Source organism: Myxococcus sp. CA023 (genome assembly GCF_010998615.1).
GTDB lineage: Bacteria > Myxococcota > Myxococcia > Myxococcales > Myxococcaceae > Myxococcus.
The window spans coordinates 75,544-95,918 of sequence record NZ_JAAEAH010000028.1 but is presented as its reverse complement, the minus strand read 5'-3'; the positions used below and the strand labels follow the sequence as shown (position 1 = coordinate 95,918).

At 70.3% G+C, this 20,375-nt stretch carries 16 protein-coding genes and 1 pseudogene; 7 read left to right on the top strand and 10 right to left on the bottom strand.

What is annotated here, in order from left to right; all coding sequences use genetic code 11:
* Window positions 1-890 (top strand): annotated as a pseudogene (locus F8M74_RS14745) (hypothetical protein); the annotation flags it as partial.
* A 51-nt stretch (window positions 891-941) separates the two neighbouring features.
* Here the strand turns inward: F8M74_RS14745 and F8M74_RS14740 are convergent.
* The 6 genes from F8M74_RS14740 to F8M74_RS14715 all read right to left on the bottom strand — a co-directional run bounded on the left by F8M74_RS14740 (window position 942) and on the right by F8M74_RS14715 (window position 7,939).
* Window positions 942-2,075, bottom strand: a complete 1,134-nt coding sequence (locus tag F8M74_RS14740) for a hypothetical protein (RefSeq protein ID WP_141257094.1) — start codon at window positions 2,073-2,075, stop codon at window positions 942-944.
* Window positions 2,072-2,842: a type III pantothenate kinase gene (locus tag F8M74_RS14735; RefSeq protein WP_141257093.1), complete on the bottom strand. Its 771-nt coding sequence runs from the start codon at window positions 2,840-2,842 to the stop codon at window positions 2,072-2,074. The genes F8M74_RS14740 and F8M74_RS14735 overlap by 4 nt, the downstream gene beginning before the upstream one ends.
* A 13-nt stretch (window positions 2,843-2,855) precedes the next feature.
* Window positions 2,856-3,860 (bottom strand): biotin--[acetyl-CoA-carboxylase] ligase, encoded by a 1,005-nt coding sequence (locus F8M74_RS14730; RefSeq protein WP_141257092.1) that lies wholly within the window; start codon window positions 3,858-3,860, stop codon window positions 2,856-2,858.
* A gap of 31 nt (window positions 3,861-3,891) precedes the next feature.
* Window positions 3,892-4,527, bottom strand: coding sequence for a hypothetical protein (locus F8M74_RS14725; protein WP_141257091.1), 636 nt, complete (start codon window positions 4,525-4,527; stop codon window positions 3,892-3,894).
* Entirely contained in the window at window positions 4,505-5,422 is a 918-nt protein-coding gene (locus F8M74_RS14720) for a HEAT repeat domain-containing protein (protein WP_141257090.1), read from the bottom strand. The genes F8M74_RS14725 and F8M74_RS14720 overlap by 23 nt, the downstream gene beginning before the upstream one ends.
* A 66-nt stretch (window positions 5,423-5,488) precedes the next feature.
* Window positions 5,489-7,939, bottom strand: coding sequence for an HTH domain-containing protein (locus F8M74_RS14715; protein ID WP_141257089.1), 2,451 nt, complete (start codon window positions 7,937-7,939; stop codon window positions 5,489-5,491).
* A gap of 98 nt (window positions 7,940-8,037) precedes the next feature.
* On the opposite strand from F8M74_RS14715, the gene F8M74_RS14710 reads away from it, so the two are divergent.
* A complete protein-coding gene (locus tag F8M74_RS14710) occupies window positions 8,038-10,236 on the top strand; it encodes a PQQ-binding-like beta-propeller repeat protein (RefSeq protein WP_163884435.1) in 2,199 nt (732 codons plus the stop codon).
* Between the two features lie 13 nt (window positions 10,237-10,249).
* Here F8M74_RS14710 and F8M74_RS14705 read toward each other — a convergent pair whose 3' ends face one another.
* Window positions 10,250-11,164, bottom strand: coding sequence for a hypothetical protein (locus F8M74_RS14705; RefSeq protein WP_171410432.1), 915 nt, complete (start codon window positions 11,162-11,164; stop codon window positions 10,250-10,252).
* A 51-nt stretch (window positions 11,165-11,215) separates the two neighbouring features.
* On the opposite strand from F8M74_RS14705, the gene F8M74_RS14700 reads away from it, so the two are divergent.
* Window positions 11,216-12,247, top strand: coding sequence for an alpha/beta fold hydrolase (locus F8M74_RS14700; RefSeq protein WP_141257087.1), 1,032 nt, complete (start codon window positions 11,216-11,218; stop codon window positions 12,245-12,247).
* On the opposite strand, the gene udk is transcribed toward F8M74_RS14700, so the two are convergent.
* Complete coding sequence (gene udk / locus F8M74_RS14695; RefSeq protein ID WP_141257086.1) at window positions 12,248-12,883, bottom strand: uridine kinase; 636 nt, start codon at window positions 12,881-12,883, stop codon at window positions 12,248-12,250.
* Between the two features lie 69 nt (window positions 12,884-12,952).
* The gene (locus F8M74_RS14690) at window positions 12,953-14,605 is read right to left on the bottom strand and encodes a DUF692 family multinuclear iron-containing protein (RefSeq protein ID WP_216620535.1); all 1,653 of its coding nucleotides are present in this window, start codon (window positions 14,603-14,605) and stop codon (window positions 12,953-12,955) included.
* Window positions 14,606-14,721: 116 nt separating this feature from the next.
* On the opposite strand from F8M74_RS14690, the gene F8M74_RS14685 reads away from it, so the two are divergent.
* From F8M74_RS14685 to F8M74_RS14670, 4 genes are all read left to right on the top strand, one after another.
* Window positions 14,722-15,537: a GNAT family N-acetyltransferase gene (locus tag F8M74_RS14685; protein ID WP_141257083.1), complete on the top strand. Its 816-nt coding sequence runs from the start codon at window positions 14,722-14,724 to the stop codon at window positions 15,535-15,537.
* A gap of 229 nt (window positions 15,538-15,766) precedes the next feature.
* Window positions 15,767-16,600 (top strand): hypothetical protein, encoded by an 834-nt coding sequence (locus tag F8M74_RS14680; protein ID WP_228560655.1) that lies wholly within the window; start codon window positions 15,767-15,769, stop codon window positions 16,598-16,600.
* 297 nt (window positions 16,601-16,897) lie between these two features.
* Entirely contained in the window at window positions 16,898-17,596 is a 699-nt protein-coding gene (locus F8M74_RS14675; RefSeq protein ID WP_141257081.1) for a response regulator transcription factor, read from the top strand.
* Window positions 17,565-19,205 (top strand): HAMP domain-containing sensor histidine kinase, encoded by a 1,641-nt coding sequence (locus F8M74_RS14670; protein WP_141257080.1) that lies wholly within the window; start codon window positions 17,565-17,567, stop codon window positions 19,203-19,205. Before F8M74_RS14675 ends, F8M74_RS14670 begins: the two co-directional genes overlap by 32 nt.
* Here F8M74_RS14670 and F8M74_RS14665 read toward each other — a convergent pair.
* Complete coding sequence (locus F8M74_RS14665) at window positions 19,193-20,371, bottom strand: hypothetical protein (protein WP_141257079.1); 1,179 nt, start codon at window positions 20,369-20,371, stop codon at window positions 19,193-19,195. The genes F8M74_RS14670 and F8M74_RS14665 overlap by 13 nt on opposite strands.
* Window positions 20,372-20,375 lie beyond the last annotated feature (4 nt).

The window sequence follows — 20,375 nt, the reverse complement described above, 5'->3', positions numbered from 1 at the left end:
GCCCTGCCCCGCCCGTCGCGGTGGCGCCTGCGGCCGACGCCGCAGAGCTGCGCAGCCTGCGCGCGAAGGTGGCCGAACTGCAGGCCGAGCTCGACGACTCGCGTGGCGTGGCGTCCCACGCCGAGGAGCGCGTGCGTGACCTGGAGGCGCAGTTGGAGAGCCAGGCCACGGAGCTGGAGGCGGCCCGGGCGTCCTCGGGGAAGAACGACAAGGACACCTTCGCCCTCCGCGACGCGGCCAACAAGAAGGACAAGGAAATCCTCCGCCTCAAGACGGAGCTGAATCAGAAGGACCAGGAGATCATCGAGCTCAAGGACCAGAGCCTGGAGCTGGAGCAGAAGGCCAGCACCGCCGAGTCCGAGCTCGCCCAGCGCGACGCCCAGCTCAAGACGCTGAGCGCCCGGGCGGAGTCGCTCGCCACGGACCGCAAGCGCGTGGACCAGCAGCTGGCCGCCGCCAAGGAAGAGGCCCGGGGCGCGTCCGCGCAGCTCACCGCGCTGCAGACGGAGCTGGACCAACACCAGGCCCAGGCGCATGCCTACGCCGCGGAGCTGGAGGAGCTGCGCGCTCGCGCGGGGCAGTTGGAGGCGGACGTCCAGGCCGCGCAGCATGAGGCCGAGGACCTGCGCGTCCAGTTGGGCCAGGCCCAGGTGGAGCTGTCCGAGCAGAGCAGCCGCGCCAACGCGGAAACCGACGAACTGCGCGGCCGCATCGCCGAGCTGGAGGCCGCCACGGCCCTTAACGAGGAGCGCGTGACGCGCCTCTACGCACGCATCAAGAGCGAGGAGAAGCTGCGCGAGAAGACGAAGAAGGCGCTCGTCATCGCTCAGCAGCTCCTGGACGAGCCCGCCTCCTCCGTGGCGGACGACGCCAGCGAAGCCGCGGCCTAGTCGTACGGGCCGCGCTCCCCGGGCCACCCGTGCCCGGGGCACTGCCAGCCCCTACCCCTGCTTCTTCGGGGTCGTCTTCTTCTCGTGCAGCTTCTTCGCGAAGCCCTGCACGGCCGCGGGCACGTTCTTGTCGCGGCTGAGGTCCTTCAGCTCGGCGTCGCGGAACGCGTTGAGGAACTTCATGGTGACGGTGAGCGGGACCTTGGGGTTCTTCACCAGCGCCATCTTCACCTTGTGGTTCTTCGTCCACTCGCGGTTGCTGTAGATGACGCGCAGCACGTCATCCATCATCGCGCGGTTGGTGGCGAACGAGAGCACCTCGCCATCGGTGATGCGCGGGCTGCGGATGACGGCCACAGCCACCAGCTTGTTCGTCTCGCGGATGAGCGCGGTGCGGGCTTCCTTGTTGCCCAGCGTGGCCAGCTTGATCTTCTCCGCGATGGACATGCGCATGATGCGCTGGGCCAGCGTCAGGCGCTTGCCCTCCTCCATGGGCGCGGCGGACTCGTCCGCGGCCTCCTGGAACTCCTGAAGCACCTCCTCCGCGGTGGGGCCCTGCGGCGGGGGCGCCTCCGCGGCCTCGGGGCCGAAGACGCGCACGCGCGCGGCCTTCATCTGCGGCACGTCCATCAGCGTCAGCCCGCTGCGCACCGCGAAGTCGCAGACGTTGTCGATGAGCGACACCGGCGCGCTCGCGTTGGCGCAGAGGTTGCGGAGGATGTCCTCGTGGCGCAGCAGACGGAGCTGGTTCTGCCCGATGATCTCCGCCAGCTTCGGGCTGCAATCCTTCGCCACGTCCGCCACCGCGTCGTCCGGCGTGCTGGCGTTGAGGACCAGCATCTCCGCGTAGGCCTCGTTGCCCTTCACGAGCCCCAGGAGGTAGCCGAGCACCTGCGGCTGCACCTCTTCGTCGCGCAGCGCGGAGCCCAGAATCCGATCCGGCAGCCCCGCGGCCGTCTTCGCGGCCGTCTCGCGCACGTTCGCGTCCGGGTCGAACGTGAGCATGTAGAGCGCGCCCACCATGTCGGACGGGCTGAGCGGGACCAGCGACTTCGCCGCCATCATCCGCAGCGGCACCGGCGCCGCGGGGTCCACGTGCTTGCGCAGGTTGGGCGGCAGGAACTCCGCATCGAAGGGACAGCCCGGAGGCGGCGCCGGGACGGCGTTGGGAGCGGCAGTGGTCATGACGCGTGATTCCTTCCGTAGATGATGCGCAGGCCCTCGAGCGTGAGGAACTCATCCACCTGGTGGATGACCTTGGACTCGCTGGCCACCAGCGACGCGAGCCCTCCGGTGGCGACGACCTTCACCGGAAAGCCCAGTTCGGCCTGCATGCGGGTGCAGATGCCGTCCACCATGCCCACGTAGCCGTAGACGAGCCCGGCCTGCATGGAGTGCACGGTGTTGCGCCCGATGACATGCGGCGGCCGCGCGAACTCCACGCGCGGCAACTTGGAGGCATTCTGGAACAGCGCCTCCATGGAGATGTTGATGCCGGGGCAGATGCAGCCCCCCAGGTACTCCCCCTTCGGCGACACCGCGTCGAACGTCGTCGCGGTGCCGAAGTCCACCACCACCACGCCGGCGTGGTGCCTCTCGTAGGCGGACACCGCGTTGACGATGCGGTCCGCGCCCACCTCCCGGGGGTTGTCGTAGAGGATGGGCATGCCCGTCTTCACGCCGGGCCCGACGAACATGGGACGGATGCGGAAGTACCGCTCGCTCATCTTCTCCAGGTTGGACTGGAGCGGCGGCACCACGCTGGAGACGACGACCGCTGTCACCTTCGTCGGGTCGATGCCGCGATGGGTGAAGAGCTGCCGGACCAGGATGCCGTACTCATCCGAGGTACGGCGCGTGCTGGTCTCCACGCGCCAGTGGTCGAGCAGGCGCCGGCCCTCGAACACTCCGAGCACGGTGTTGGTGTTGCCGACGTCGATGGCCAGGAGCATCACACCGCGCACTCTACCGCCGTGGGCGCAGCTGCTCCACGTCGCCCGCCAACACGCGTTCGAGCGAGCCCTCCGCCGTCCGGACCAGCAGCGCCCCGGAGGGGTCGATGTCCTCGGCCCGTCCCCGCAGCTCCTGCCGGTCGGTGCGCACCAGCACGTCCTGCCCCAGCGTGGAGGACAGCGCCTTCCAGCGGGCACGCACCGCGTCGAAGCCCGTGTCCAGGTAGAGGTCCAGCCACTCCTCCAGCCGCGTCCAGAGCGACGCGACGAAGCGAGCCCGGTGTACCGGCTGCCCCAGGGCCAGCGACAACGACGTGGCGGTGGCCCGCAGCTCCTCCGGGAAGTGCTCGGCCTGGGAGTTGAGATTGACCCCCACGCCCACGATGACGAAGTGCACGCGCTCGGGTTCGGCGGACAGCTCGGTGAGGATTCCCGCGACCTTGAGGCCGTCGATGTGGACGTCGTTGGGCCACTTGATGGCGGCCTCCACGCCCGCGTCGCGCAGCGACTCCGCCAGCGCCACGGCCGCCACCAACGTCAGCTCCGGCGCGCGCTGGGGCGGCAGGCCCGGACGGAGGATGGCGGAGAAGTAGAGGTTGAGGCCCGGCGGGGACACCCAGGTGCGGCCCCGGCGCCCCTTGCCCGCGGTCTGCTGCTCGGCCACCACGACCTCACCGTGCCTGGCGCCGTCCTGGGCCAGGCGGAAGGCCTTCTCGTTGGTGGAAGGCAGCGATTCGTGATGGTGGATGGTGCGGCCCAGGTCGCGGGTGTCCAGCAGCGGGCCCACCTCGAGCGATGTGAGCCGGTCCGGCACCGCCACCAGCCGGTAGCCTCGCGCGGACACCGCCTCGATGCGGTAACCCTTCGCGCGCAGGGCCTCCACGTGCTTCCACACCGCCGTGCGCGACAGGCCCAGCTTGCTGGAGAGCGCCTCACCGGAGGTGTAATCGCCCCCGCTTTCCGACAGGAAGCTCAGGATGAGCTCTTCCTGGGTCTGCTCGTTCGCATTGGCGGCCACAGCGGCACCTCGTGGAGATTCCTCCACCGTATCAACCCGAAGGCGGCGCCGCGCCGTCCCGGAGCTGCCAGGCCGTCAGCTCGAGGGAGCCCTGCGGCACCAGTTGGCCGTTGGTCTCCACGGCCATTTCGATGCGCACCACGCCGACGCCAGGCGCGAACGTCATCGTGTTCACCAACGTGGCCTTGGCGTCCGCCCGGTTGCGGCCCTCCACCTGGACACAGCGCGGGAAGGTGCCCGCGGGCGTCTCACAGGAGTCCCCTGCCTGGACGATGTGGTAGCGCTCCGTGGAGGACACGGACACCACGTTCGTCCACGAGTGCCCGGTCCGCACCGGACCGCGCAGCAGGTAGCGCTTGGGATCCCTCAAGCCGTAGCCGTCCAGCGAGAGCTGACCGCCCTGGTTGTCATGGAAGACGCCGGCCTCTTCCTTGAGAATCTCCACGGTGACTTGTTTGTCGTCGCGGCCGTTGAGCCGGTAGGTCCAGCTGTTGCCCACCGCGAGCGGGTAGTACGCGGACACGTCATCGGTGCTGGCGCTCGCGCCCGCCGCCGCGTCGACGTTCTTGGAACAGCCCGTGCCCAGCACCAGGGCCGCCAGCACAGCGGCTCCGCCCATGCCGAATGAACGCTTCATGTCGATGTCAGTCCGCGCGGCTGGGGCCACGCGCCTCCGCAGGTGAGTGCTTACGTGATGCGTAGAGCGTGTCCAGCGCCTGTTGCGCGGCGGCCTGGACGGCGGGCGCATCGTGCCCTTGCGCCATCGTGTAGAGATAGGCCTCCGCCTCCGGGCCACCGATTTCGCCCACCGCGAAGACAATCTCCTGCACGAAGCCCAGGTCACGGCCACGCGCCAGGTCGATGAGCACGGGCACGGCGACTCGCGCCTTCATCTCCACGAGCGAGCCCATCGTCCTGCGCACCGTCTCTGCGTCGGTCGCTTCCTTGAGCCGGTCGATGAGCAGCGGCGCGGCCGCCGGGTGCTGCCGTTCCGCCAGCGTGCGCAGGCCGAACTCCCGCACCCGCGAATCCGAGGCCTTGAGGTCCAGCACCAGCTCTTCATCGGTACGGTCCAGCGCCGTCAACTGCATGACGGCGGACTCGGTCACCTGGCGCAGCACGTTGGCCAGCGCCGTGCGCATGGCCATCTGCCGTCCCGCGGGCGAGTCCTCCTCGACGGGCGCCTCTCCGAGCCCGACCAGTTCGTAGCGCTGGGGCAGACTCCCACCGAAGCGCTCCAGGACCAGGTTGGCCCCCACTTCGGCGAAGCTGCGCGGGTCACCGTCCTTCAGCACTTCGCGGGTGAAGGGCACGTCCAGCGTCAGGCGCCAGGGCCGCTCCTCACGAGGCGCATCCGCGCCTTTCTGCTCGAAACGGCCGGAGTCTTTCAGGGCGGCGGTGAAGAGCGTGGCCACGCCCTCGGGAGCCAGGCCCAGCAGGGCGTTGTCCCGCAAGGTGGCCCCGGAGAGTTCCACCGGCGCCACCGGGTAGCGCGGCGACTGCCACCGGCAGGCACCGAGCAGCAGGACGACGCAGGAGGCGAGCAACAGGACCGGCTTCATCGCTCCCCAGGGTAACACCTGGAGAGCGACGGCGCCGACCAATCCCTCACCTCCTGGAGTGCCGCGTCAGCTATCGCGCTCCTCGGTCGGCCCCTTGGGGGGCACGGACGAATCAGCGGCCAGCTCACCTTCGGTGGGAGAGGAAGCAGGCTCGCTGACCTGCGCGCCCTCCACGAATCCAGAAGACGTCGTCGTGGCGGCACCAGGGGCCACTTCGCCCGCCGAGCCGTCCGGCACGCCCGCCTGCGTCTGCCCCGAAGTCGGAGGAGCCGATGGCGTTTCCTCGGAAGGAACAGTCCCGGACACGTCTGCCTGCGTGGCGACGTCCACGGACGCGGATGCCGCTTCGCCGGAGACTGCCCCGGAACCGGCACCACCACCCGCCGAGTCAATCGCTTCGCTCGACACAGCAGCCGAGGCAATCGCTTCGCTCGACACGGCACCTGGGGCAGCAGCCGAGCCCTCGCCACTGTCAGCGCGTACATCGCCCGACTCGGAGACGGGAGGTACCTCGCCAGTGGCGGCACCAACAGCCCCAGTAACGGAGGCGCCCGCATCACCCGTGGCACCAGCCTCGCCAGCGACACCACCCGTACCCGCGTTGGAGGCACCCGCCTCCCCCGTTGCACCACCAGCACCCGAAGCCGCGACACCGGCCTCGCCAGTCGCACCCTCAGCGCCCGCGTTGGAGGCGCCCGCCTCACCCGCAACCGAAGCGCCCGCCTCACCCGCGGCAGCGGCCTCTCCAGCAGCCCCCGCCTCACCAGGAGCTCCGGTGGCACCGGCCTCACCCGCGCGGCTGCCACGGCCGCGACGACCCCGGCGACGACGGCGGCGGCGCTTGCGGTCACCCTGTGCCCCTTCGGCACCGGCCTCCGCTGCAGTTCCATCGGGACGCACACCACCCACGAAAGCGCTGGCGGCCTCGAGGTCGTCATCCTCCCCGTCCTCGTCGTCGCCCTCCTCCTCGTCCTCGCGGCCCTGCAGGACCGGCGCGGCCGGAATTGGAGCGGCTTCACGCGCATCCCCGGCGGGAGCAGCCGAAGCCTCCTCCGTGGAAGCCCCCGCGGCGACCTCGGCTTCACGAGCCTCACGCGCCTCGCGCGACTCACGCTCACGGCGGCGCTTCTCACGCGGACGCTCGCGCTCCGTCGGCGCCGCGGCCTCGGTGGGCTCCTCGCCCTCCCGGGCCTGCTTCTCGCGCTGACGCTCCTCGCGGCGCTTCTGGGCCTCCTCGGCATCCAGCTTCGCGGCCTCGAAGAACTTCTCGTCGACCTCGTACAGCGCGACCTGCGTGACGGAGACAGCCGTCTCCGCTTCCAGGAACTTCTCGCCCAGCGCGTCACCGCACCAGAGCATCACCAGCGAACCATTGGCCTGCGCCTCGGTGCGCGCATCACCGCGCACGTCACCCGCGCTCACCAACAGGCCCACCTGCGCCGAGTAGTGGCCCAGGTCACGCCGCAGCTCCTGCACCGACTTGCGGTCGATGCCGGGGGTGCCCTTCAGCATGCGCACCGCGTAGCGCAGCTCCACGCTGCCCTCGCGCTTGCGCGCCGTGAGCAAGGGCCCTTCCTTGGACCGCTTGGCCACCTTCAGCTCGCGGAAGCCCAGGCCGTGCATCATCTTCACGACGGACTTCTCGAACGTACCGACGTCCAGTTCGCCCAGGCGCTTGCGCAGCCCACGCGCCACGGAGCGGCGCGCGTCCTTGAGCGCGGCGCGCAGCGTGGACACCAGCGCGGCATCCGCAGGGGCCTCGCCCGCGGCAGCCGGCTTGCCCAGCACCGGACGGCCAGCCTCCAGCGGGATGCCCAGTGCCTGCGCGAACGCGGCCTGGAGCTCCAGCGGCGGGGCCTCGCTCGGGGCGCCAGCGCGCTCCAGCGACACCTCTCCAGAGTCTTTGCTGAAGGCGTACTGCGGCCGACGGCCCGCGTCGATGCGACGCTGGTTGTCCTCCAGCAGCGCGGTGAGCACCGCCTCCACCGTGGTGTCCTCGGCGCACAGCTCCTTGACCCGGGCGCGCTCGATGATCTGCTCGGTGCGAAGCCCGATGTCCGACTCGCTGAGAATCTCGAACACCACCTCGGGCAGCGGCGGGAAGCGCTTGCGGCGACCGCCACGCTCCTCGTCCTCGTCGCGGCGGCGCTTGCGGTCGCTGCCACGGCCCGCGACCCGCACGTTGTCCGTGCGCGGCTCCGGGTGACGCTCCGGCGGACGCAGCGGCGGCAGTTCTTCTTCAGGATGCGGCTCCACCACGCCGGTTTGAGCCAGTGCCTCGACGTCCTCGGGAATCGACCAGTCAACCAGCGCGAAGGTGTCCTTCGCCGTCACAAGTACCTTGCGATCCCGCGTGCGGCGCGCCATGGCTGCGAGGCGCGACAGCATCGTCACCTCAGGCGTCTTGCCCACGTGGGAGAGCAGGCTCTGCTGGATGGACTTCTCGGTAATTTCAAGGAAGTGGAGGGGACGACCTTCGCTCTCCAGGATGCGGAGCGCGGCCTCGTAGAATGTCATCGAGTATTCCCCAGGAATTCCGAACGGTTACAAAAATGTAGGTCCGTATAGGCGGCGGATGCTAGCCATCGCTAAACTGGCTTGTCAACGAACGCAAGATGACCCGCATACGCATCGGACAGCGCTGGAAACGCGAACCCGCGGCTTCCCCGCTCGATTCCATCGCACTGGAATTGGACGGGGTGGACCTTCTGTCCGGGGCCGTGGAGGAGTCTCTAGCAGAAGTCGTCCCCTCCCTGGTGCGCTCAGTTGCGGCGCTCGCGGGTGGGCGCCAGAAACTGGCCCAGGTCTCCCTGCCCGAGGCCCACCTGGAGCTGGTGCTCCGCCGCATGGGGCCGGAGGTGGAGCTGCTGGTGGCCAACCTCTCCCGCCCTGCCCGGCTGATGCGCCCGCCCGTCCGGGTGGAGCTGGAGGAACTGGTGGAGGCGGTCCGCGAGGCCGGCGAGCGATTCCTCGCCGACGTCACCCGGGCTGGGCCCCAGGCGCTCGCCACCACCGTGGGGCAGGCCCTCAAGGAGCCGCTGAAGGGCCTGAACCGGCCCGCCCGTCCTCCTGACGAGGCGCCGGCCCGGCCCGCCACCCGGCGCGTGGAGCCCACGGAAGTCCCAGGCTTCGGCTTCGAACTCCGGGACGCCGGGGCCCCCACGAGCCGTGGCGCCGCGCGGGGAACGGCCGGACTGCTTGCGCCCCTGCTGGCAGCGGGCGAGGTCTGGCTGTCGCTGCCCGGCAAGCCCGAGGCCTGGCGCGTCCACGGCCCGCCGTTCCTGACAGCGCTGGAGCTGTCGCGACAGGCGGTGGAGCTGGCGCGCGCGGTGGAGCTGGGCGAAAGCCGCTTCGAACTGGCCCCCGCGGGCGCGAAGCCTTCGCTCCTGGTCGACCTGAAGTCGGGCCAGGCGAAGGCGGGACGCACCGGGACGCCCTTCCCGCTCACGGGCACCGTGCTCGCCGCCGCCCTCTTCCACCTGGGCGAGTCCCTGGCCGCGGCCTTCGCGGAAGCGGACCGCGCACTGGTGGCCAACCCGTACCGGATGGAGCTGGCGGAGCGCTGCCGCGAGGGCCTGTCTCACCTGCGAGGCCCCGTGCAGCCCCCCGAGGCCAAGGGCGCGGCCCGTGAGAAGAAGGCCCGGGCCACGGGCCAGGGCACCTCACGGCCGTTGAAGGTCCCCGGCCGCTTGCGCCGGCTGCGCTTCGCGAAGCTGTGGGAGAAGCGCGGCCTGCCGGACGCGGAGGAATCGCGGCTGCTGCTTGGCCGGCACGGACCGGTGTACTGCGCGCCGCACCTGGCCTCCGCGTTCTCCCGAAAGGACGGAGAACTGCTGTGGAAGCGCGCCGCGGCGTTGGGTGTGGCCGCGTCGGCGGATGGCCACGCGGTGGCGGCGGACATCGCGCGCGTCTACGGCTTCACGGGCCGGGGTGGTGGCGCGCGCTGGCTGCATGACCACGACGGAATCCCGCTGGGCCCGCTGCTGCTGCGCAAGGACGGCCTGCTGCTCACCTTGTCCGAGGACCGCACCGTCGTGGCCTTCGCGGAGGCCACGGGCCGCGAGGTCTGGCGCCTGGCGCCGCCGCGCACACAGCGCAGCTGGCTGGCCACCCAGGGACACCGCGCACTGGTGGGCACGGACTCGGGCTACCTCTATGGGCTCGACCTGGAGGACGGACAGGTCCGCTACCGCATGCGCGCGCCCATGTCGTTCCACGGGCCCCCGGTGGCCTGGGGCCGGCGCTTCCTGGCAATGCTGGGCCGCGGCTCGCACTGGGCCGTGCTGCTCGCGGACGCGCACACCGGCGAATCCGTGTGGACGTATGAGCCGGACCTGTCCCACCTGTCCGCGCCGTTGCCCGTGGGCTCGCGGGTGTTCATCGCCGGAGAGCGCGAGCGCGAAGGCATGCTGCTCTGCCTGGACGCGAAGGGCCGGCGCCTCTGGGAACGCCCGCTCAACCTGGGCCCTGGCCCCTTTGCGTTGGCGTCCCTCCCCCGTGCGGTCGTGGTGACGAGCGCCTCGGGCGCCGCCACCCGGGTGGCCGCATCCGGCACGGTGGACTGGCGCGTGGGCGCCGCGGGCGAGCCGCTCATCAGCGCGCTCCCCGCCCACACCGCGCGCGACATCACGCTGGTGCCGGGGGAGCGCGTCCGCGCCGTGGACCCCCGCGGCGGGCAGGTGCTCGCGGAGGTCCAGGCCGGCGTGGGGCTCGTCGCGCTCCAGGCCGACGTGCGCCTCAACCTCTACTTCCTGGACGACGCCGGCACGCTGTCCGCGTACCGGCTCGGCTCTCACTTCACGGTGGTGGAGTAACCCCCGCGAAGGCCTAGTTCGCCGCGGCCTTCGACGGGTCGATCTCCTCCTCGGGCCGCTCTTCCTGGGTGGCGCCCTCCCAGGACTCGCCAGCGCCGAGCTTCCATTCCGACGGCACGTCCAGCTTCCACACGTAGGTGGACGTCGCGGTGCCGCCCGACGCCGCGCTGGAGGAGAGATTGATGGTCATCTCCACCTTCGCCACCTCGTTCGGGAGCAGGTCCAGGTCGTAATGGCCCAGCACCATCTGCGGGGGGAACGCCTGGACGAAGCGCTCCGGGTGGTCAATCTTCATGGACGGGTCGGCGCCGCGCATCTCGCCCAGCAGCTTCCCCTTCGCGTCCGTGAGCTTCCACACCGTGTCGAACGTGGCGCTGGTCATCATCTTCAGCACCTTGCCGTCATCCTTGAGCACGCGCTGCGCGCCCCACACCGCCAATTGCAGGCGGATCTGCGGCTTGCCCAGCACCATCACCACGTCGGAGGAGATGATGTCCAGGCGCATGCCCTTGTCCGTGGCCGACCACACCGGGCGGTAACGGCCCTCGCGCAGGCTGTCGAACGTCTTGCGCGTGTACTCGTAGAAGGCCTTGCGGTCCTTGGCGCGGTCATCCTTCGCGCCACTCTCCTCGCGCTTCTCCAACTCCAGGAGGTAGTCGTCGAACTTCGTGTTCCCCTTGAAACGCGTCAGGTGCGCGTCCACCTGCTCGAAGTAGTTCTTGAAGAAGGGCTTCAACTCATCACGGTAGCTGGCCTCGTCGGGGTTGGCGCGCATCCAGCCCACCCGTTCGAGGTACTCCGCGTGAATCCGTTGCTGATCCGCATCCCGCTGAGCCTCCAGCGCGCGACCGCTCGCGCTGCGATAGCTCATGACGGCGGCCAGCAGCACACCCGCGACGATGACGATGACTCCGAAGTAGCGCTTCACGCGGCAGTCTCCTGTGCCTTTGTCCCGGCAGTGATATGAAAAATCCCCAACGTGATCCAGGCCACCGGGACCCACCTGTTCACCACGCCCCTTCCATTGGAGGAAGGAGAGCTGCTGGGCAATCCCCAGGTGGCCTGGGCGGCCTACGGAGAACCATCAGACGGCAAAGCGGTGGTGCTGCTGCACGACCTCGCGCACTCGCACCTCGCGTTGGGCCCGCCGGAGGACTCGGCATACCAGCCCTCCGGCTGGGGACGCGCCCTGGTGGGGACGAACCTCGCGTTGGACCCCGCCATCACCCCCGTCTTCTCTCCCGGGTTGCTCGGCAGCCCTTTCGGCAGCACGTCGCCCGCGACGGTGAATCCCGCGTCGGGTGAACGCTGGGGGCTCGAGTTGCCGCCGCTCACGGTGCAGGACATGGCGCGCGCCGTGTCGGCCACGCTGCGCGCGCGGGGACTGACGCAGGTGCGCGCGCTGGTGGGCGTGGGCCTGGGCGCCCATGTGGCGCTGCGACTGGCGTCGCTGTTCCCCGACCTGGCCGAGGGCGTGGTGGCCATCGGCGCGGCGCGCGCGCTGCCCGAAGGCGTGCGCGAGAAGCTGGGCCTGTCCTGGCAGGTGCTGCGCGCGGATCCGGACTACCGGGACGGCCTCTACGCGCTGGACGCGCCGCCGCGAAAGACGATGCGCAAGCTGCGTCTGGACTTCCAGAAGCTGCTCTGCGGACGTGAGTTCCTGGCCTCCGCGTACCCGGCCCCCGAAGCAGCCCGCGCCGCGCTGGAGGCGGAAGCGGACGCCTTCGCGGACGCCTTCGACGCGGTGTCCTGGGCGTCACTGTGCTCGGCGTACGCGGGCAGTGACGTGTCGGACGGCTTCTCGCGAATCCGTGCGCGGGTGCTCCTGGTGACGGGGACGTCGGATGCCATGGCCCCGGCGAACCGGGTGCGTGACACCTACCACCTGCTGAGCGCCGCGGGCGTGAGCGCCCGCTTCCTTGAGTTGCCGGGGCCCGGGGACCACGCGGCACTGCTCCAGGACGCGGAGCGGCTCCATGGCCCGCTGAGCGACTTCCTGCGGCGGTGCTGACTAGTCCCGATTCACGGCGCCAGAGAGCTTGCCGCGAAGCGCGCCCACCAGCATGCCGATGGCAATCTCGTTGTTGCCGCCGTGCGGGATGATGATGTCCGCGAAGTGCTTGGACGGCTCCACGAAGCCCATGTGCATGGGCCGCACGTGGCGCAGGTACTGGCTCACCACGTGGTCGAAGTCGCGGCCGCGGTCCTTGATGTCGCGGGTGAGGCGCCGGAGGATGCGAAGGTCGTCGTCCGCGTCGACGTAGATCTTCACGTCCATCTCATCCCGGACCTCCTTCATGTGGAGCACCAGGATGCCCTCGATGAGGATGATGTCGCCGGGGTCCACGTTCTTCGTCTGCGGCGTGCGCGACGAAGTGACGAAGTCGTAGACGGGCTTCTGAATGGGCTGCCCGGACTTCAGCGCTTGCAGGTGCTGAACCAGCAGCTCCCTGTCGAACGCATCCGGGTGGTCGAAGTTCACCTCACGCCTGTCCGCCAGCGGAAGGTCCTTCAAGTCCCGGTAGTATGAATCCTGATCGATGAAGGCCACGCGGCAATCGGCCAATGCCTCGCGTACCTTGCGGGCAACGGTGGTCTTGCCGGACGCGGTGCCGCCCGCGATTCCGACGACGAGGGGGGACGCCATGTGGGCGCGACGTATCTTACCAGGACGACCAGCGCAAGGGTTCGGTCCAATCCCGGACAATTCTTCCCGCTATCCCTGGCGGATCAGCCCTCGCGCCCTCGCCGCCTCCAGCAACCCAGGGGCTACCTCCGCCTCGACCATGGGCCGCACAGCGAGCATTCCAAGGAATTCACCCAAAGCCGGGGGCACCGATATCACCTCCGGTCCTCCTGCCCTCCGCCGAGCGACGAAGGACCAGGGCCCCGGGCCGGGCCGGCGCGCTACCTGGTTCAGCGAATCCAGGCCGGACAGCTCCAACGTGCCACACGCCCACGCACGGGCAGTGAGGTGCCGGCGCACGGCTCGGGCGGAATGGACCAGCTCGGACAGGTCCACGGGAAGCGACCCGACCCGCACGTCCTCCATCAACCCCACCTGCCCCGGCGCGGGCGCGGGCACCCGACGCGTGAACAGCGACGGCAGCAGCATCTCCAGCGTCAGTGCCGCCGACGCCCCCTCATCCGGTGACTCGCGCAGGCGGCGCATGGCCCAGGACGCGAAGGACTGCCCGGGCGTCCGCGCCACGGAGTCGAAGAGCTTCCGGTACTCCTTCGAGCCGGTGAAGGCCGCCAACCCCTCCCGCGTGCCCGCGAGCAACAACCGGGTGAGTGGCCAATCGCGATCCAGTACCTCCGCGACCACGGCCAGGCGGAAGTCCTGGTCCGCCAGCGTGCCCGCTTCGTCCTCCACGGAGGCCGCGGGCGCGGCCGCGTAACCGGCGTCGAACAAGGCCCAGGGCTGGCTTTCCTCCGTGAGTGGAGGCACGGCCGCGACAGCCACCGGTACGCGCCACGCCAGCGGCGGACGCGCGCCCGCGGGCACCAGCTGGCGCAGGCGGCGCAAGGACATCCGGGCGACCTCGGGCGGGTGGCCATCCCCCTCGAAGGTGACGGCGCGCAGCGATGGGCAGCGCGGAATCAACGAGGCCAGCAGGTCGAACAGCTCCTCGCGCACCGGCTGCGTGTGGTCATCCACGTAGAAGCTGCGCGGCCCCCGGTGCGTCACCACGCCTCCGGCAATGTGCAGCTCGATGACCTGGTCGAGCGGAAAGCCGTCCAGCCCCGTCTGCAGCGGCAGGCCGGCGGAGAGCTGATGGCTGAGCAGGTGCCCCAGGTCGAGCAGCAGCGGCGCCCCGGTGCGCGCGTGCAGCTTCGCCATGAAGTCGAGCACATGCCACTGCCCGCGCCGCGCGAGCACCGCGGGGTTCTCCAGCGCGAGCGGCACGGACAGGTGTTGCTGGACATGGAGCGCGTGGGACACGCACGCCTCCAGACCCGCTTCGTTGAAGGGCGGCGTGAAGTAGAGGTAGCCCGGGAAGGGCTGCCCATCCACGTGCCACCAGCCCACGTCGTTGCCCACCCAGGGGCTCTCCACGGCGCGCGCGTGGGCGTCCAAATCCCTCAAGGCCTGGACGGGCTCCAGCGCGGGCCCCCAGAGGTTGAGGTGGACGGGATGGAAGAGCACCGGGACGTCCTGGCGACGGCGCCACATCTCTGGGAACAGCGAGGCGTGCGCCTTCGACTCTTCCAAGGAGAGCGGCGCGCTGTACTCCACGTAGTCGAAGAGGCCCGGTGACTCGTCCAGCAAGCGGTAGGGCTGCGGCACGTCCGCCACGCTCAGGTTGCTGCTCAACCCCAGGCCCCGCCAGGGCAGTGTCCACGTCTCGGAAACCGCATGCGTCATCCGCTCAACGTAGACGCGCCCCGCGTCCACCGCCACCCGCGACTGCCGGGCAGTGGCGCGCTGAACGCTCCCGAGGTCGGGTATGCTCGCCGATTCCCCTCACCCCAGGAGCCGCGATGCCCGCCCCCTCACGCGTCGAGATAGACGAGTCCAACGCGCAGTTCCGTGGAGCCTGGAGGCTGTTCGCCCTGGGCAGCAGGTCGGGTGAAGTGGTGGAGCGCCCCGAGGTCTACATCACCGCCTGCCACGTCGCCTGGTCGATGATGAACTCCGCCTTCCTGCGCGCGCCCGTCGAAACGGAACAAGCGCTGGCGGCCTCCGCGGCCTCCGCGGCGCGCTACTTCTCCGCTGGCAGACATGGCTGGAGCTTCGTCATCTGCGACGACTGGCTGGCGCCCTCCGTGCGCGACAACGCGCCATCCATCCTCGCCTGGTACGGGCTCAAGTCCGAGATGGATGTCACCGGCATGGTGGCGGACCGGCTGGCGCCCTCCATTCACCCACGGCCTCCGTTCACCGTGCGTCCCGTCACGGATGCGTGGGGCCGGCAGGCCGTGGCCGACATCAACGCCAACGTCTACGACGTCCCCCGCCACTTCGGCCGTGAAGCCTTCGACGAGGACTCGCTCTACACCCCGGACTGCCAGGGCTTCGTGGCGTGCCGCGACGAAGAGGCCGCGGCCAGCACGGTGGTGCTGCGCGTGGATGCCGCCGCCTACGTCGCACTGGTCGCGACCCAGCCGCAACACCGCCGGCAAGGTGCCGCCGAGGCCGTGATGCGACATGCGCTGGCGAAGGCCCATCAGGACTGGGGCATCGAGCGCACCGTCCTCCACGCCACGAGCGCAGGCGAGCCCGTCTACACCCGCATGGGCTACCGGCCGGTGACGCGCTTCCGCATGTACATGGCGCCTCCACCAGGCCAGGGCTGAGCCACACGCGGTGCTCGGCACGGGGGAGTAGAAACAGACTCACGCCATTTCGAGAGAGTGACTGGCTTTTTCTACCGAGCTTGAAAGCCAGCCGCTCCGTCGCATTGAAGAATGCCGCTCCCGCATGAACTGCGGCCCACATTCTTCGATGGCGTGGAGGTTGTGGCAGACTGATCCGTGAGGGGGCTTGCCGCACGTCTTGCATCGCCCAGCCACACGGAGTCCGCACATGGCCAAGTGGGATGATCTCGTCCTGGCGATTCCACCGCACGGGGGCGGCAGGTCTCAGGCTCCCGCCGCGGTCACGCTGCTGGAGACACTCCTCGGCCTTCACGAAGCACAGCTCACCCTCCTTCGCGGGTTGCATCGCGACGTCCGGCCGCTGCAGGAAGGTCCCTTCCAGGCCGGACGGCTCCACCTGGAGGCAGTGCGCGCCCCTCAGGCCACCCGCGACGAACAGCTGGAGCGGCTGAAGTCCGCGCGGAGCTGCTTCACGGAAGCCATGGGCACCGAGCGCGACAAGGCGCGGCTGTCGTTCATCGCCCTGCACCTGGGCCTCTGCTGGCTGCTGCTGGGCTCGGAGCGGGATGCGCGGGAGTGGACGCAGCTGGCCCACCGCACGGCCGTGGAGGCCATGAAGGACATCCTGGTGGAAGCCTCGAAGCACCAGGGCCTCACCCAGAACCGGTACCTGGATCCGGCGCTCACCTTCTTCATGTTCTTCACCAGCGCGGCCACGTTGGGCGCGGGCTACCTCTTCTGGGACCGGGTGCTCAGCAAGCGCACGGGCACGGTGATGCGGCGCGCGCTGGGGCAGATGCAGGCGCTGGCGGACTACGTGGACATGCTGGGCGAGGTCCGCCTCCACCTGGGCGAGCTCCGCCATGACGTCGCCCGGTACGAGCTGACCCACGGCGTGGACGAACAGCAGTCCGTCGCCCGCATCACCATCCGGAAGCTCATCAACGACCGGGAGGCCATCTACTTCAACGGCCGGGAGACCCGGAAGGTCACCTGGAACGACCAGGAACGCTCCGAGGTCATCACCCGCGAGCTGATCTGACGCCGGGCGCTGTCACCGTCCCGTCAAAACCTGTTTTCAGGATTGCCGCGAGCGCAACGTCAGACCGGCCCGCCATAGTAGCGGCACTTCCTCGATGGGGGCGAAGGTGACGGCGCAGACGATGCTCGTGTTCATTCCAGTGGTTCTCCTACTCGCCGCGGCAATTGCGATTCCGCGGCCCCGCCGGCGCTCACGCCGGTAGTCGTAGTCACGGCCGGGGTTGCGCCCCGGCCGTCTCCAGGGCCCGGGCGGGTGTAGAGTGCGGCAGTCGTCGCAACCCTCCCCTCCCGAGCAGCCGTGGCCGAACGTCCCACAGTCCTGGTCGTCGACGATGATCCTCACCTGAGGGAGATCGTCCGCTTCGCGCTGGAGCAGGGAGGCTTCCGGGTGGATGAGGCCGCCGATGGCCGCGCCGCCCTGACGCAGGTCGACCGCGCCCTCCCAGTGCTCATCGTCCTGGACATCATGATGCCGGAGCTGGACGGGCTCGCCGTGTGCCGTGAGGTCCGGCGCAAGCACGAGCTGCCCATCGTCTTCCTCTCCTCGCGGGATGACGAGGTCGACCGCATCCTGGGCCTGGAGCTGGGCGGCGACGACTACCTCACCAAGCCCTTCAGCCCGCGCGAGCTCGTGGCACGCGTGAAGGCGGTGCTCCGGCGCGCACGGCCCGCGCCGGCCCCGGAGGCCGAATCGCCCGCGGCGCGGATGCAGTCCCGAGGGCCGCTGCGCATGGACGCGGAGCGCTGGCGCGCGTGGTGGCAGGACACGGAAGTGGTGCTCACCGTGACGGAGTTCCAGCTCCTGGCCACGCTGCTCCGAGTCCCCGGCAAGGTCTTCACCCGGGATGAGTTGATGAACCGCGTCTACGACGACGTGGTGGTCAGCGACCGGACCATCGACAGCCACGTGCGCCGGGTCCGGCAGAAGTTCGCGAGCGCGGGCGGAGACGTCATCGAGACGGTGCATGGCCTTGGCTATCGGCTCGCCCTCCCCTGAGCGCCGCGCGCGCCCGCGCTTGTGGCTGGTGTTCGCCGCCGTGGGCGTCGCGGGGTTCGCCCTCACGCTGGCGGGGCTCGCCTTCGTGCGCGTCTACGACAACCAGCTCATCCGCCAGACGGAGTCGGAGCTGATTGCCCAGGGCGCGGTGGTCGCGGAGGTCTTCCGCGAGCGGCTGCGCGCCACCGTGCCAGCGGGCGCATACGGCCGCGAGCGCACCGCTCCCTGGCCCTTCCCCATTCCCGACGACACGCGCCTGCGCCCCATCCTCCCGTCGCTCAGGGCCTCGGATGCATCCCTGCCGCCGGGCGACACGCCTCGGCCTTCGCACGTCCCCGCGGAGCCGCTGTCACACGCGGCGGGATTGCAGCTGACGCCGCTGCTCGAACAGGTGCGTGCGGCGACCCTGGCCGGCATCCGCGTGGTGGACACCGAGGGCGTGGTGGTGGCCAGCAGCAGCCCCGCCCTGCTGTGGACGACGCTGGCGGACCGCACGGAGGTCCAGCGGGCCCTGCGCGGCGAGCCCGTCAGCGTGATGCGCCGCCGCGTCGCCGATCCCGAGGACACCCCACTGGCATCACTCAGCCGCGACACCGGCATCCGCGTCACGGTGGCGCTGCCCGTGCTGGAAGGCGATCGCGTCTGGGGCGCGGTGGTGCTGACGCGCACGCCCATGACGTTCGCCAAGGCGACGTACGCGGACCGGTGGAACCTCACCGCCACCGGCTTCGTGTTGCTCGGCGCGGTGGCGCTGATGTCCCTGGCCGCCGCCGCGCTGGTGGGCCGGCCGGTGCGCGCGCTGGTGAAGCAGACGCGCGCCATCGCCATGAGCGACCCTTCGGGCTTCGAACCCATGGCGCGCCCCGTGGTGGCCGAGCTGGCCGAGCTCTCCGAGTCCCTGGCCGGCATGGCCACCGCGTTGCGAGACAGGAACCAGTACATCCGTTCCTTCGCGGCCAACGTGTCGCACGAGTTCAAGACGCCGCTGGCCTCCATCCAAGGCGCGGTGGAGCTGCTGCGCGACAGCGCCGACGCGATGTCCCCCGAGCAACGCGCGCGGTTCCTCGCCAACGTGGACGCGGATGCCCGCAGGCTCACCCGACTGGTGCAGCGCCTGCTGGAGCTGGCCCGGGCGGACTCCATGACGGCCACGCCCGCGCAGGTGGATCTGGGCCCGCTCTTGGAGGGGCTCGCCCTCCGCGCCCGCGCTGACGGTGCCACGGACATCCATGTGACGGCACCACCCGCGGGCCTGAAGGTGAGCCTCCCGCAGGAGGTGCTCGACGACGTGCTGTGGCAGCTCGTCACCAATGCCCGCCAGCACGGTGGCGACACCGTCCGCGTGGACCTGTCGGTGGAGCAGGCCCCAGAGGCGGACCTGGTGCGCGTGGTGGTGAAGGACCGCGGCAAGGGCATCTCCGAGTCCAACCGCGCGCGCATCTTCGACGCCTTCTTCACCACCGCCCGCGAGCGAGGCGGCACGGGCCTGGGCCTGACGATTGCCCAGTCCATGCTGCGCGCCTTCCACGCGAGGTTGGAGCTGCTTCCTTCCGACACGGGCACCACCTTCGCCGTGGTGGCGCCCGTGCCCCGGCTTCAACGGAAGTAGCTGTCGGAAATGTCCACGGAGTAGCCCAGCTCCAGCGTGGGCGAGGACGCGGCCACCAGGAACTGGCGGAAGTGCAGCGCCTTTCCGGGCAGGCCCGCCGCCTCCGCGGCCACGGCTTCCGTCGACTCGTACTGCTCCAGGCTGCCGCCCTCGCGCCGGTAGTTGAACACCGCTGGGAAGTGCGCGCGTGCGCGGAGCTCCGCCACCGGCCAGGAGACTCGCGGCAACGCCAGCTTCAACCGGCCGGAGAGGTGGAACACGCCCAGCTCTCGCGACAGCACCACCTCCAGCGTCCCGCCTGTCTCTCCTAGCCGCGCCGGAGCGGCCTTCAACGCCAGGGTGCCGTTCTCCGACTCCACGGGGACGGGAATGGCATTCAGGGTGACGCGCTCCAGCCGGTGTCCTTCCGGCAGCACCAGCTCCAGCGGCTGCTCGCGGTCCAGGCTCAGCGCGTAGCTGACGCGCAGCGTGGCTCGGCCTTCCAGCGTGGACACCCAGGACGCGGTGGCCTCGGTGATGCGCGGCTCGAGCGGCGGGCGCACCTGCTGCTTCTGGCTTTGTGCCACCCGAGCCACCGCCGCGCGCCAGCCGACGCGCAGCGTGCCTTGCACGGGATAGACGGCGTGGGACTCGCCTCCCATAGAAGCCAGCGGCTCGGTGAGTGTGAAGACGGACGTGTCCGCCTCCAGCGCCAGCGGCACCGGGGATGCGTGGGGCCCGAAGCGCAGCTGGGCACGGCGCTCCGGCCCCGCGCCGGGCGAGCGGATGGAGACGCCCACGTCGAAGACGTAGCGCCCCGCCTTCCGCGTGAGCAGGCAGAGGTACCCGTCGACGACGCCCACGGAGCCTTCCTCCAGCGCGGGCAACGCGGCCGGGAACGTGTCGGCGTCGAGTTGGAGCAGGCGCACCTGCGTCCACCGTCCATCCGCGAGCACCTCCACGTCGAAGTGCCCGTCCACGAAGAGGGCATCCGCCGTGATCCGGCCCTTGAGCTGGCTCTTCACCAGGGCCTCCATCGGAGGTGCTTCGGCGGGCGCCGCCTGGCGCTGCGCGTAGAGGGGAATCAGCTCCTGAAGCGGCACGGTGGCGGTGCCGGAGGGAGACGTGGAGGCCGAGCCATCGGCCGTGGTCAGCAGGAGTCCAACGAAGAGCGGTACGGTCCACATGGCG

What these genes read in the sequence shown, in the direction of transcription:
- F8M74_RS14740 (WP_141257094.1), bottom strand. Translation starts at nt 2,075, where the DNA reads ATGACCACTGCCGCTCCCAACGCCGTCCCGGCGCCGCCTCCGGGCTGT.
- F8M74_RS14735 (WP_141257093.1), bottom strand. Translation starts at nt 2,842, where the DNA reads ATGCTCCTGGCCATCGACGTCGGCAACACCAACACCGTGCTCGGAGTG.
- F8M74_RS14720 (WP_141257090.1), bottom strand. Translation starts at nt 5,422, where the DNA reads ATGAAGCCGGTCCTGTTGCTCGCCTCCTGCGTCGTCCTGCTGCTCGGT.
- F8M74_RS14715 (WP_141257089.1), bottom strand. Translation starts at nt 7,939, where the DNA reads ATGACATTCTACGAGGCCGCGCTCCGCATCCTGGAGAGCGAAGGTCGT.
- F8M74_RS14710 (WP_163884435.1), top strand. Translation starts at nt 8,038, where the DNA reads ATGACCCGCATACGCATCGGACAGCGCTGGAAACGCGAACCCGCGGCT.
- udk (WP_141257086.1), bottom strand. Translation starts at nt 12,883, where the DNA reads ATGGCGTCCCCCCTCGTCGTCGGAATCGCGGGCGGCACCGCGTCCGGC.
- F8M74_RS14690 (WP_216620535.1), bottom strand. Translation starts at nt 14,605, where the DNA reads ATGACGCATGCGGTTTCCGAGACGTGGACACTGCCCTGGCGGGGCCTG.
- F8M74_RS14685 (WP_141257083.1), top strand. Translation starts at nt 14,722, where the DNA reads ATGCCCGCCCCCTCACGCGTCGAGATAGACGAGTCCAACGCGCAGTTC.
- F8M74_RS14680 (WP_228560655.1), top strand. Translation starts at nt 15,767, where the DNA reads ATGGCCAAGTGGGATGATCTCGTCCTGGCGATTCCACCGCACGGGGGC.
- F8M74_RS14670 (WP_141257080.1), top strand. Translation starts at nt 17,565, where the DNA reads ATGGCCTTGGCTATCGGCTCGCCCTCCCCTGAGCGCCGCGCGCGCCCG.
- F8M74_RS14665 (WP_141257079.1), bottom strand. Translation starts at nt 20,371, where the DNA reads ATGTGGACCGTACCGCTCTTCGTTGGACTCCTGCTGACCACGGCCGAT.